Origin of the sequence: Streptomyces roseolilacinus (assembly GCF_014649335.1) — a bacterium.
Classification (GTDB): Bacteria; Actinomycetota; Actinomycetes; order Streptomycetales; family Streptomycetaceae; genus Streptomyces; species Streptomyces roseolilacinus.
In genome coordinates this window covers 326,373-338,831 of the sequence record NZ_BMSV01000007.1, presented here as the reverse complement: position 1 = coordinate 338,831, position 12,459 = coordinate 326,373, and the positions used below count along the sequence as shown (strand labels likewise).

Genomic DNA, 12,459 nt, shown 5'->3' with positions numbered 1-12,459 from the left:
TCGGGGGGACCATGGCCGAGACGTTCTCCGACCTCGTCGCCGCCGAGGACGTGCTCCTCTTCGTCAACGCCGCCGTCACCGCGTCCGGCCAGCGCGAGTTCCGGTCGACGGCCGACGAGCAGCGGCTGTCGCTGGACTTCCTCCACGCGTACGTACGGGTCAACTACCGCCCCCTGTACGCCGCGTCGCTCGCCCTCGACATCAACGACCACAACGCCGCCCTCGTCGTCGAGCGGCTGCTGCGCCACGCGGACGAGGCGGGCCCGCAGGAGAAGCGGCTGGAGGGGCGGCTCGTCGCGGCCCGGCTCGCCACGCTGCCCCCGCCCCGCGTGTACCGGCTGTTCGACGCCCTGCGCGCCGCCCGGGTCAACAACCGGCGCACGCGGGCGGTGATGCGCGACTGGCTGGCGTCCCGGCCCGACCTCGCGCACGACGCGGTGAAGTACCGGGCCGGGCTGAAGCACGCCGTCCGGCACGCGCACCTGCTGCCCGGCGGCACGGAGCTGGGCGACTTCCTGTTCGCTCCGCGCCGCCGCGCCCGCTACGACGACCCGCGCCTCGACGCGCGCCGCCGCGCCCGCCACGAGCAGGCCGCGCTGTACGAGCTGCCGTTCACCGTCGCCGAGGGGTTCGCCGCCCGGCACGGCGTGCCGCGCGCGGTGTTCCTGGAGCGGATGGCACCCCGCATGACCCGCCTGGAGCGGCTGCGCGCGCAGGGCCGGGCGGGGGTGCCCGCGGCCGGCCTGGCGGCGATGCCGCTGACCCGGCTCGCGCTGTACGCGCTGTCGCTCGGGTTCGAGGAGCGGGCGGCGCGGCGGGCGGAGCTGACGGGCGCGCTGCGGGCGGCGGCCCGCCGGGCGGCGGGTCCGCACGCGGGGACGTGGGGACGGGTCGCGGCGGTGCTGGACGACAGCTACTCGTCGTACGGGTCGGGCGTGAAGCGGCGCCGGCCGCTGGCGGTGGCGCTGGGCTGCCACTTCCTGCTGGAGGCGCTGGCCCGGCCGGGCGGGTACGCGCCGCTGTGGACGTCGGGCTCCACCGACCCGCTGATGGCGCGGCCCTGGGGTCCGACGCCGCTGGGCGCCCGGATCCTGGACGCGCTGGAGACCGGTCCGCAGCGGCTGCTGATCGTGTCGGACGGCTGGGACAACGCGCCGCCCGGGCTCGCCGGAGAGGTGCTGCGCGTGTGGCGGACCCGGCTGGATCCGGAGCGGCGGACGAGCGTGGTGCACCTGAACCCGGTGTACGACGCGGACGGCTTCGACGTGCGGCGGCTGGCGCCGTGCGTGCCGACCGCCGGGGTGCGGGACGCGGAGGACCTGCCGTCGCTGGTGGAGATCGCCCAGTTCGCGGAGGGGCGCACCGGCCTCGCGGAGCTGCGGGCGTACCTGGACCGTCGGGTGGCGCTCTTCCTGGGGGACGCGTGAGCCGGATCGACCTGGCCGGGCTGACGGCCGGGCCCTCGCAGGTGTGGGGCGGCGTCCGGCTGGTGCCGCTGCTGCGGGAGCGGCCGGTCGAGGGGCTGCGGCTGCACGAGGAGCTGTACGGCGACGAGTACGGCCGGGTCGTGCTCGGCGGGGGGCACACGTACACGTCGTACATCCCGCACGGCTTCGTCGCCGACTGGTCCGGCGGGGGCGGCGCCGGGGGCGGCCCGCGGTGGGGCGCGGCGTACGGGACGCAGCTGGACACCGCCGCGCCGGAGTGCGTGCCGCTGCGGACGCACCACCGGACGGCCCGGCGGGTCGGGGGCGGCGACGGGAGGCGGCTGCGGTTCCTGCCGCTGCACCTGGCGCTGGAGGGGTACCTGGCGCTGCACTTCGGCGGGCCGTCGGTGGTGTGGGAGGAGTGGTCCCGGCAGGCGGTGCGCCGGGGGCTGTCGCCGCGGGAGGAGGACGCGTACGCGGGGTCCTCGGTGCGGGGGCTCGCCGAGGCGCTGCGGGTCTTCGAGATCCACCCGGGGCAGTGCGGGGTGGTGGTGTACGCGGCGGACGCCCTCGCCGCGGCGTTCGTCGTGCCGCACCCGGACGACTACCGGGCCCTGCACCCGTCGCTGGTGCGGGACCTGTACGGCGAGCTGGTGCACCAGTACGCGCTGTACGGGCGGCCGGTGCCCGCGTTCGCCGCGCGGATCGACGACGCGGCGGGCCGCGTGCGGACCCTCGCGGACCTGCGGGCCGCCGCGCGCGCCGAGGAGCTCGCGTGGACGGCGGCGCACGACGGGCTGATGGCGCGCGACCTGCTGGAGTCGCCGTACGCGTGGGAGCGGGTGCACCGGGCGGGGCCGTTCGCGCTGTACCGCTTCCTGCCGACGTTCCAGGCCGACCGGGGCGGCCGGCACATCGGCGAGGTGATCACCGACCGGAAGGGGCGGACGGCCTACCTGAAGACGTTCCGGCTGTCGGAGAACCAGGTCCGGCGCGGCTGGGTGCTGCGGCGGCTGGCGGACTGCGACTGGGACGTGGCCCGTACCGCGGAGGCGCTCGGGACGGGGTACGAGGAGCTGGTCGCCCGGGTCCGGCGGGCCGGTTTCGGGGCGCTGCTCGACGCGCACGCGGTCGCACGGCGGGCGCGCGCCCTGCGGGAAGGCTGAGTAACACGGGGTTCACACCCGGGCAACGGTCGGGAAACCCCCTGTTGCCAGGCTGCGCGGCATACCGCTGCACCCGCAAGAGGATGAGGCCCCGTGACCATCAAGGCTGAGTACATCTGGATCGACGGCACCGAGCCGACCGCCAAGCTGCGCTCGAAGACGAGGATCCTGGCCACCGCGGTCGCGGACGTCGCCGAGCTGCCGGTCTGGGGCTTCGACGGGTCCAGCACCAACCAGGCCGAGGGCCGCTCCTCGGACTGCGTGCTGAAGCCGGTCCGCTCCTGCCCGGACCCGATCCGCGGCGGCGAGCACGTCCTGGTGCTGTGCGAGGTCCTGAACACGGACATGACGCCGCACTCCACGAACACCCGGGCGCAGCTGGTCGAGGTCGCGGAGAAGTACGCCGCCCAGGAGCCGATCTTCGGCATCGAGCAGGAGTACACCTTCTTCAAGGGCCACCGCCCGCTCGGCTTCCCCGAGGGCGGCTTCCCCGCCCCGCAGGGCGGCTACTACTGCGGGGTCGGCGCGGACGAGATCCACGGCCGCGACATCGTCGAGACGCACCTCGACCACTGCCTCGCCGCGGGTCTGGGCATCTCCGGCATCAACGCCGAGGTCATGCCGGGGCAGTGGGAGTTCCAGGTCGGCCCGCTCGACCCGGTCACTGTCGCCGACCAGCTGTGGATCGCCCGCTGGCTGCTCTACCGCACGGCCGAGGACTTCGAGGTCTCCGCGACGCTGCACCCCAAGCCGGTGAAGGGCGACTGGAACGGCGCGGGCGCGCACACCAACTTCTCCACGAAGGCGATGCGCGAGGGCTACGACGCGATCATCACCGCGTGCGAGGCGCTCGGTGAGGGCTCCAAGCCGCTCGACCACGTCAAGAACTACGGCGCCGGCGTCGACGAGCGCCTGACCGGCCTGCACGAGACGGCCCCGTGGGACCAGTACAGCTACGGCGTCTCCGACCGCGGCGCGTCGGTCCGCATCCCGTGGCAGGTCGAGAAGGACGGCAAGGGCTACATCGAGGACCGCCGTCCGAACGCCAACGTCGACCCGTACGTGGTGACCCGCCTGATGGTGGACACCTGCTGCGAGGCGCTGGAGAAGGCCGGCCAGGTCTGATCCCGCCCGTGCGCGAGGGGGCGCCCCCGGCCGGAACCGTCCGGCCGGGGGCGCCCTGCCGCGCGGGCGCTACGCCGCGCGGCGGGCGCGGCGGCGGGAGAGGACCGCGAGGGCGGCGTCGACGGCCAGGAACCCCAGCAGGCTCAGCCCCAGCAGCGGGACGAACCAGCCGACCAGGGCGGTGCCCGCGGCCAGCGGCAGCAGCGCCGTCGCGGGAACGCGCCGCCACGCGCCGAGCGCCACCGGGCGGCCGGGCCGGCGCAGCCACCACATGCGGTAGCCCCACAGGATCAGCAGGACCAGGGCGGCGGCGAGCGCGGCGAGGGCGAGCTGGTTGGCCAGGCCCAGGAGGACGCCCGTGTGCGCGTCGATCCCGAAGCGGGTGAGCTTCGCGAGCAGGGGGTGGTCCGCGAAGCGCAGGACGTCCATGACGTCGCCGGTCGCCGGGTCGACCGCGGCCTGGTCCAGGTGGACGGGGTACTGGGTGTCGGTCTCCTTGACCACGTACCCGTTGCCGTCGGCGGGCGGGATGACGGCGATCCGCCCGTCGACGCCGACGCGTCCGGCCGCCTCCACCGCCCGGTCGATCCCGACGTCGGCCCCGGTGGCGGGCGCGTCCGGCCGGTGGTGGGCGCCGTGGCCCTCGTGCGCGCCGCCGCCCGCCGCGGCCCCGCCGAGGGCGGCGGAGACGGTGGGCGTGGCCCCGCCGAGCCGCTCCCGCACGGAGGCGATGTTCTCGCCGGCGTACGTCGACCAGGTCAGGCCCGTCGCCGACAGGGCGAGCAGTCCCGCCGACGCCCACAGGCCGACCGCGCCGTGCCACGACAGGGTGCGGCGGCGGGAGCGGGGGCCGCGCTCCGGCAGGAGCAGGGAGCGCCGCGAGGTGCGGCGGCGGCCCAGCCAGAGCAGGACCCCGCCGAGCGTGACGACCGCCAGCCAGGCGGCGGCCAGTTCGCTGTAGAGGCGGCCGGGTTCGCCCAGGTGCAGGTCGCGGTGGAGTCCGTCCAGCCAGGTGCGCAGCGGCAGGGCGCCGGAGCTGCCGTAGCTGGGCAGCGCGCCGCGCACCGCGGCGGTGTACGGGTCGACGAACACCGCGAGGGAGGTGCCCTCCTCGACGTCCGGGCCCGCCATGAGGACCCGGGTGGTGGCGCCCTCCTCGGGCGCGGGCCACACGGCCGTGACGGTGGCGTCCGGGTGGGCGCGGCGGGCGGCGGCGACCTGCTCGGACAGCGGCAGGACGCGGTCGCCGGCGGGGACCTCCAGTTCGTGCCGGTACACGATCTCCTCGGCCTGGAAGGAGAGGGCGTACAGCAGGCCGCTGACGGCGGCGACGAGCAGGAAGGGGGCGACGAGCAGGCCCGCGTGGAAGTGCAGGCGCAGCACCAGCGGGCGCAGGGCGCTCCAGGTGCCGCGCCGCGCCGGGGCGGGGGCGGCGGGTGGGGCGGCCGGGCCGGACGCGGCGGACGGGTCGGGTGCGGCGGACGGGTCGGGTGCGGCGGGCGGGTCGGCCGGGTCGGATGCGGCGGGAGGAGCGGGATCCTGTCCCGCTTCGTGGGCTTTCGTACGCATGGGTGTCCTCGGTACGGGCGCACGCGTGTCCGCGGCGCCGACGACAGGGGGGAGCGGCCCCCGGCGTCAGTGGTGCGCGGGGGCCGTGGCGCGGGGTGCGGCGGCGCGGGGCGGGCCGCGCCGGGACAGGGTGTGCGCGAGGACGGCCCCGGCGCCCCGGCGGCAGGCCCGGGGCGGGCGGCGGCGCGGCGGGCGCGGCGCGGCCGGGAGGCGTACGGCGGTGAGCGGCGGCCGCAGCGGGGCGAACGCCGTGCGGGCGAGGCGGAGGAAGGCCCTCTCGCCGCGCGCGAGCCACACGCCGCAGACGGCCGCGGCACCGAGGTGGGCCATGAGCATGCCACCCGAGGGCAGCAGGGTGACCGCGTCGGCGTGATGGCCGAAATGTTCCGGGTGGACCGGGTGGCCCGGCGAGCCCTGAGCGGTCGCGAACATCAGGTGCATGACCGCCTGCACGGCGGCCAGCCCGCTTCCGATCGACGGGGCGCCCCGCGGGCGGCCCGCCGCCACCCAGGCGAGTGCCCAGGTCAGACCGAACGCCACCACCAGGGAGCGCACCGGGACGGGGTGCGCGGACTGGAGGGCGTGCCCGGTCGCGGACAGCAGCACGCAGACCGCGGCGAACAGCGCGGCCCGCAGGGCGCGGAGCGGCGGGCGGGATGCGGTCATGGCTGGAACATGTTCTCACTCGGGCGGAGTTTCCGCTTCCGGCTGTTCCTCCGGTAGCGGAAGCGCTGGGCGGGGCGGAGGCACCGGGGCAGAGTCGAGCGCATGAGGCTTCTGATCCTGGGTGGTACGGAGTTCGTGGGGCGCGCCGTGGCCGAGGCCGGTCTCGCCCGTGGCTGGGAGGTGACGGTGTTCCACCGGGGGCGGCACGAACCGCCCGCCGGTGCGGCGGTGCTGCGCGGCGACCGGTCGGTGCCGGACGGGGCGGGCCTGTCCGCGCTGCGCGAGGGCACGTGGGACGCGGTCGTCGACACCTGGTCGGGCGCGCCCTCGGCCGTGCGGGACGCGGCCCGGCTGCTGGCGGGGCGGGCGGGGCGGTACCTCTACGTGTCGAGCTGCTCCGTGTACGAGTGGCCGCTGGTGGCCGAACTGCGCGAGGACAAACCGGTCGTGGAGGCGTCGCCGGACGACGGGGACGACGTGCCGTACGCACGCGCCAAGCGGGGCGCGGAGCTGGCGGCGGTCGGGGCGTTCGGCCCGGAGCGGACGCTGCTGGTGCGGGCGGGGCTGATCCTGGGCCCCTGGGAGAACGTGGGCCGGCTGCCGTGGTGGCTGAACCGGATCGCGCGCGGCGGCCCCGTCCTCGCGCCGGGACCGCGCGACCTGCCGCTGCAGTACGTCGACGTGCGGGACCTCGCCGGGTGGCTGCTGGACGCCGCCGAGGGCGGGCTGGCCGGCCCGTACGACCTGGTGAGCCGGCCGGGGCACGCGACGATGGGCGAACTGCTGGACGCCTGCGTCCGGGCGACCGGCTCGGACGCCGAACTGCGCTGGACCCCGCCCGACCGGATCCTCGCCGCGGGCGTCGAGCCCTGGACCGGGCTGCCCGTGTGGGTCCCGCCGGGCGAGATGCACGACGCGATGCACGGCGCCGACGTGAGCAAGGCGCTCGCCTCCGGCCTGCGGTGCCGCCCCGTCGAGGAGACCGTCGCCGACACGTGGGCGTGGCTGCGCGGCCTCGGCGGCGAGGCGCCGCGGCGGCCGGACCGGGAGCCGGTGGGGATCGGCCCCGAACTGGAGGCGAAGGTCCTCGGCCCGTAGGGCGGGGGTGGTGCCAGGTACACCCCGGGCCGGGGGCCCGGCCCAGTGACCCGCCCTCCGCCCGGCGGGGAGACTGGGGCGGCGGCGCGACACGGGGCGCGCCGCGGGACACGGACGCGGGAGGCGACGGTGGCGGGGACGGCGGCGGGGACGACCACGGCGGGGGACGCGGGCGCGGCGTACGGCGGCGGGGGCGGCGCCCCGGCCGGCCCGGCGCGGGCGGCTCTGCTCGCCGCGGTACGGGGGTTCGCGGTGGCGCTGACCGCGCTGCCCGCCTCGGTCGTCCTCCTGGTGTGCACCCTGGTGTCGGTGGCCCTGATCCCGCTGGGGGTCGGCGTGCTGACGACGCCCTCGGTGCTGGCGCTGGTGCGGGCCCACGCCCGCGCGCGGCGGGCGCTGGCGGCCCGCTGGGCGGGGGTGCGGATCCCGGAGGCGTACCGTCCGCCGCCGGCCGACGCGCGCGGCGGGCTCGTCGGCCGGGCGGAGCGCTGCGCGCACCTGCTGAAGGACCCGGCGACCTGGCGGGACGTGCTGTGGCTGCTCACGGACCCGTCCGCCGGGTTCCTCACCGCGCTCGCCCCCGCGCTGGTCCTCGCGTACGGCGTGGAGGGCCTGGTGCTGGCGGCGGGCCTGTGGCGGGCGTTCGACGGGGGTGCCGACCCGTACTGGTACGCCTTCGTGCCGGTGGACGGCCTGGGCACCGGGATGGCGGCGGGCGGGCTCGGGCTGGTCCTCCTCGCGGTGGGGCTGCGCTTCGGCCCGGTGCTGCTGCGCGGCCACTTCACGCTGACGAAGGCGCTGCTGGGCCGGCCGCCGGAGGCGGAGCTGCACGAGCGGATCGACCGGCTCACCGAGACCCGGCACGACGCCGTCGACGCCTCGGCCACCGAACTGCGCCGCATCGAACGGGACCTGCACGACGGGGCGCAGGCGCGGCTGGTCGCCATGGGCATGGACCTCGGCACGATCGAGGCGCTCGTCGAGAAGGACCCGGCGCGGGCGAAGGCGCTGCTGGCGAAGGCGCGGGAGGACTCGGCCGCCGCCCTGGCCGAACTGCGCGACCTGGTGCGGGGCATCCACCCGCCCGTCCTCGCCGAGCGCGGCCTGGGCGACGCCGTCCGGGCCCTCGCGCTGCGGCTGCCGCTCCCCGCCGAGGTGACGGTGGACCTGCCGGGCCGGGTGGAGCCGCCGGTGGAGTCGGCGGCGTACTTCGCGGTCAGCGAGGTCCTCACCAACGTGGTCAAGCACGCGCGGGCGGACCGCGTGTGGATCGACGTCCGGTACACCGGCGTCATGCTGAGCGTCACCGTCACCGACGACGGGATCGGCGGCGCCGGGGCGGGGGCGGCCGGGGGCGGCTCCGGGCTGGGCGGGGTCGAGCGCCGGCTCGGTGCCTTCGACGGCGTCCTGGCCGTCAGCAGCCCCGTCGGCGGCCCGACCGTGGTGACGATGGAGATCCCGTGCGTGTCGTCCTAGCGGAAGACCTGTTCCTGCTGCGGGACGGGCTGGTGCGGTTGCTGGAGGCGTACGGCTGCGAGATGCTCGCCGCCGTCGCGACCGGCCCCGAACTGTCCCGGGCCCTCGCGGAGCTGGAGCCGGACGTCGCGGTCGTCGACGTCCGGCTGCCGCCGTCGCACACCGACGAGGGCCTGCAGTGCGCCCTCGCCGCCCGCCGCGCCCGGCCGGGGCTGCCGGTGCTGGTGCTGTCGCAGCACGTCGAGCGGCTGTACGCGCGGGAGTTGCTGGCGGACGGCGACGGCGGCGTCGGCTACCTGCTGAAGGACCGGGTGTTCGACGCGGACCGGTTCGTCGACGCGGTGCGGCGGGTGGCGGCCGGCGGCACGGCGATGGACCCGCAGGTCATCTCGCAGCTGCTGGACCGGGGCCGGGCGCGGGACGAGCCGCTGGGCCGGCTCACGCCGCGCGAGCTGGAGGTGCTGGAGCTGATGGCGCAGGGCAGGTCCAACACGGCCATCGCCGCGCAGCTCCTCGTCACCGAGCGGGCCGTCGCGAAGCACACCTCCAACATCTTCGCCAAGCTGGACCTGAAGGTGTCGGACGACGACAACCGCCGGGTCCTCGCCGTGCTGGCGTACCTCGACCGGACCTGAGCCCCGCGCGCGGCCGGACGTCCCGCGCCGCCCGTCCGTGCGGGCGCCGGGGCGGCGGACGGGGCCGGGCCGTCACGGACGCGGCCGTACGAGTTCGCTCCGCGCGCATCCGGCCGCGGTGCCGTTTCGCTCCCCCGCCCCGGGGGCGAGCCCCGGGTAGCCTGCGCCGGTGCCCGAACCATCCAGAATGTCCCGCCGTGACCTGATCGGGACCGCCGGAGCGGCCGGAGCGGCCGCCGCCCTCGCCGGGCACGCCCCCGCGGCCGCGGCCCCGCCGCACCCCGATCCCGCGGCCGCCGCCCGCGCCGCCCTCCACCGCGTCCTGCCCGCCGCCCACGCCGACCGGTTCGACCTCGTCCCGCTGTCCTCCGGCCCCGAGCGGTTCCGCGTCACCGGCGCGCGGGGACGCGTCCGGGTCGCCGGGACCGGCCCCGTCGCGCTGCTCACCGGCGTCCACTGGTACCTGAAGTACGCGTGCGGGACGCACGTCCCCTGGGGCGGTGGCCGGCCCGTGCCGCCCCGCGTCCTGCCCGCCCCGCCCGCGCCGCTCGCCCGCCGCGCCACCGTCCCGCACCGGTTCGTCCTCAACGACACCCACGACGGCTACACCGCCCCGTACGCCGACTGGCCGCGCTGGGAGCGGCTGATCGACGTGCTGGCCCTGCACGGCTGCAACGAGGTGCTGGTCACCACCGGCACGGAGGCGGTGTACCACCGGCTGCTGCGGGAGTTCGGCCACACCGACGCCGAGGCGCGGGCCTGGATCCCCGCGCCGTCGCACCAGCCCTGGTGGCTGCTGCAGAACCTGAGCGGGTACGGCGGGCCGCCCTCCCCCGACCTCCTCGCCCGCCGGGCGGCGCTCGGCCGCCGCATCGCGGAGCGGCTGCGGGAACTGGGCATGTCCCCCGTCCTGCCGGGCTACTTCGGCACCGTCCCGGACGGTTTCGCCGACCGCGTCCCCGGGGCCCGCACGATCCCGCAGGGCACCTGGGCCGGGCTGCCCCGCCCCGGCTGGCTGGACCCGCGCACCGACGCGTTCCGCCGGGTCGCCGCCGCCTACTACCGCCACCAGCGGGAGCTGTTCGGGGAGGTCCGGCACGTCAAGATGGACCTGCTCCACGAGGGCGGCGACCCCGGCGACGTGCCCGTCCCGGACGCCGCCCGCGCCGTCGAGGCGGCCCTGCGCGCGGCCCTCCCCCGGGCGACCTGGGTGGTCCTCGGCTGGCAGGGCAACCCGCGCCGCGAACTGCTCGACGCCCTCGACCGGTCGCGGCTCCTCGTCGTCGACGGGCTGTCCGACCTGGAGGCGGTCACCGACCGGGAGCGGGACTGGGGCGGCGCGCCCTACGCGTTCGGCACGATCCCCAACTTCGGCGGCCGCACCACGCTCGGCGCCGCGACGCACCGGTGGGCCGAGCGGTTCACCGCGTGGCGCGACCGGCCCGGCTCGGCGCTCGCCGGCACCGCCTACATGCCGGAGGCCGCCGAGCGGGACCCGGCCGCCTTCGAGCTGTTCTCCGAACTGGCCTGGCGGCAGGAGCCCGTGGACCGCGCGCGGTGGTTCGCGCGCTACGCCGACCTGCGCTACGGCGGCCCCGACGCCTCGGCCCGCGCCGCGTTCGCCTGCCTGCGCGCCACGGCGTACCGGCTCACCAGCGACGACGGGCGGCCGCACGACTCGGTGTTCGCCGCCCGGCCGTCCCTGTCGGCGCGCTCCGGGGCGCACCACGCGACCCGCTCCCCCGCCTTCGACCCGGCGGCCTTCGACGGGGCGCTCACCGCGCTGCTCGGCGTCCGGGAGGAGCTGCGCCGCTCCGACGCGTACCGCCACGACCTGACGGACGTGGCCCGGCAGGCGCTCGCCAACCGCTCCCGGCAGCTGATCGGGCAGCTGGACGCGGCGTACGCGGCGAAGGACCGGGCGGCGCTGCGGACCCTGTCCGGGCTGTGGCTGCGGCTGATGCGGCTGGCGGACGAGGTGGCGGGCGCGCACCGGGCGTTCCTGCTGGGCCCGTGGCTGGCGGAGGCCCGCCGCGAGGGCCTGGAGCGCACGGCGCGGGTCCTCGTCACGTCGTGGGCGGACCGGGCGGCGGCGGACGGCGGGCGGCTCGCGGGCTACGCCAACCGGGACTGGTCGGGGCTGATCGCGGACGTGTACCTGCCGCGCTGGCGGGCGTACCTGGAGGAGCTGCAGGACGCGCTCGCCGAGGGCCGCGAGCCCCGGCCGGCCGACTGGTACGCCGCCGAGGACGCCTGGAGCCGGGGCACGCGGCCGTACCCGCTGCGGCCGTCCGGCGACCCGTACCGCACCGCCCGGCGCGTCCGCGACGTGCTCGCGCGCGCCCCGTACCAGGGGGCCGTCACCGTCGCCTGCGACCCGCCGGCGCTCGCGCCGGGCGGCGGCGCCGAGGTGACCGTGACGTTCCGCAACACCAGCGGCCTGCGCGGCACCGGCCCCGTCGGCCTGACCCTCGACGTCCCGGCGGCCGGCGGCGCGGCGGACCGGCGCGCCGGGCCCGTCCCCGCCGCCGGTTCGGCCACCGCGTCCTGGCGGATCACCGCGCCCGCCCGGCCGCTCACCGACCCGGTCGAGCCGCTGCCGTACACGGTGCGCGCCACGTACGGCCCCGAGGGCGAGCCGCCGGTGACGGCGGTGCGGCGGGGCGAGCTGTACGTGGCGGGGCCGCTCGGCGACGGGTGGCGCACCCACTCGGCGAACGACGCGGTCTTCGGGCGGCTGGGCGGGCGGTTCGCGGTCAACGGCGGGGGCCGGGACCTGTGGCGGCGCGTCGCGGAGTTCGGCGCGTTCTACCGGGAGGGCGCCCTCGCGGAGGGCGGGGCGCTCCGGGTGCGGGTGGAGGCGCAGACGGCGACGGGGCCGTGGGCGCGCGCCGGGATCGCCGTGCGCGACGCGCTGGCCGTGCCGGGGGCGCCGGGGTTCGTGTACCTGGCGGTGACGCCGGCGCGGGGCGTGGTGCTCGCGTGGGACGCCGACGGCGACGGCGCCCTCGACACGTACCGGCAGCTGGTGGGGGTGGCGGCGCCGGTGGTGCTGCGGCTGTCGCGGTCGGCGGGCGCGTTCACCGGGGCGTGTTCGGCGGACGGCGGCGCGACGTGGCGCACCGTCGCGACGGCGCCGGCCGCGGGGGCGTCCGCCGTGCAGGACGCCGGGGTGTTCATGACGGCCGCGCACGGCGGGAGCGGGGCGCGCGGCACGGCGGTGTTCGACGGGCTCGCGGGGTGGGGGGCGCGGGGGGCGGGAGGTGACCAACCCCACCGTCACTCGTTGCGCTGAAC

Annotated in this window: 9 protein-coding genes; 7 read left to right on the top strand and 2 right to left on the bottom strand. The window is 77.6% G+C overall.

Going from position 1 to position 12,459, the window contains the following annotated elements; genetic code table 11:
• Window positions 1-11 precede the first annotated feature (11 nt).
• The 3 genes from IE106_RS19255 to glnII all read left to right on the top strand — a co-directional run bounded on the left by IE106_RS19255 (window position 12) and on the right by glnII (window position 3,718).
• Entirely contained in the window at window positions 12-1,427 is a 1,416-nt protein-coding gene (locus IE106_RS19255; RefSeq protein ID WP_189535649.1) for a hypothetical protein, read from the top strand.
• Window positions 1,424-2,593, top strand: coding sequence for an ARPP-2 domain-containing protein (locus IE106_RS19250; protein WP_189535647.1), 1,170 nt, complete (start codon window positions 1,424-1,426; stop codon window positions 2,591-2,593). Before IE106_RS19255 ends, IE106_RS19250 begins: the two co-directional genes overlap by 4 nt.
• Window positions 2,594-2,686: 93 nt before the next feature.
• Window positions 2,687-3,718, top strand: coding sequence for a glutamine synthetase (gene glnII, locus IE106_RS19245; RefSeq protein ID WP_189535644.1), 1,032 nt, complete (start codon window positions 2,687-2,689; stop codon window positions 3,716-3,718).
• 69 nt (window positions 3,719-3,787) lie between these two features.
• On the opposite strand, the gene IE106_RS19240 is transcribed toward glnII, so the two are convergent.
• Entirely contained in the window at window positions 3,788-5,287 is a 1,500-nt protein-coding gene (locus IE106_RS19240; RefSeq protein ID WP_189535642.1) for a PepSY-associated TM helix domain-containing protein, read from the bottom strand.
• 66 nt (window positions 5,288-5,353) lie between these two features.
• The gene (locus tag IE106_RS19235) at window positions 5,354-5,953 is read right to left on the bottom strand and encodes a hypothetical protein (protein WP_189535640.1); all 600 of its coding nucleotides are present in this window, start codon (window positions 5,951-5,953) and stop codon (window positions 5,354-5,356) included.
• 102 nt (window positions 5,954-6,055) lie between these two features.
• Here IE106_RS19235 and IE106_RS19230 point away from each other — a divergent pair, with 102 nt between their 5' ends.
• From IE106_RS19230 to IE106_RS19215, 4 genes are all read left to right on the top strand, one after another.
• Window positions 6,056-7,051: an NAD-dependent epimerase/dehydratase family protein gene (locus IE106_RS19230; RefSeq protein WP_189535638.1), complete on the top strand. Its 996-nt coding sequence runs from the start codon at window positions 6,056-6,058 to the stop codon at window positions 7,049-7,051.
• A 225-nt stretch (window positions 7,052-7,276) separates the two neighbouring features.
• Window positions 7,277-8,527, top strand: coding sequence for a sensor histidine kinase (locus IE106_RS19225; protein ID WP_189535930.1), 1,251 nt, complete (start codon window positions 7,277-7,279; stop codon window positions 8,525-8,527).
• Window positions 8,512-9,162, top strand: a complete 651-nt coding sequence (locus IE106_RS19220) for a response regulator transcription factor (RefSeq protein ID WP_189535636.1) — start codon at window positions 8,512-8,514, stop codon at window positions 9,160-9,162. Before IE106_RS19225 ends, IE106_RS19220 begins: the two co-directional genes overlap by 16 nt.
• Window positions 9,163-9,349: 187 nt before the next feature.
• Window positions 9,350-12,457, top strand: coding sequence for an alpha-N-acetylglucosaminidase (locus IE106_RS19215; RefSeq protein WP_189535634.1), 3,108 nt, complete (start codon window positions 9,350-9,352; stop codon window positions 12,455-12,457).
• The last annotated feature ends 2 nt before the right edge of the window (window positions 12,458-12,459 follow it).

Bases quoted from the DNA above. Each gene is read 5' to 3' on its own strand.
- IE106_RS19255 (WP_189535649.1), top strand. From the start codon at position 12: ATGGCCGAGACGTTCTCCGACCTCGTCGCCGCCGAGGACGTGCTCCTC.
- IE106_RS19240 (WP_189535642.1), bottom strand. From the start codon at position 5,287: ATGCGTACGAAAGCCCACGAAGCGGGACAGGATCCCGCTCCTCCCGCC.
- IE106_RS19235 (WP_189535640.1), bottom strand. From the start codon at position 5,953: ATGACCGCATCCCGCCCGCCGCTCCGCGCCCTGCGGGCCGCGCTGTTC.
- IE106_RS19230 (WP_189535638.1), top strand. From the start codon at position 6,056: ATGAGGCTTCTGATCCTGGGTGGTACGGAGTTCGTGGGGCGCGCCGTG.
- IE106_RS19215 (WP_189535634.1), top strand. From the start codon at position 9,350: ATGTCCCGCCGTGACCTGATCGGGACCGCCGGAGCGGCCGGAGCGGCC.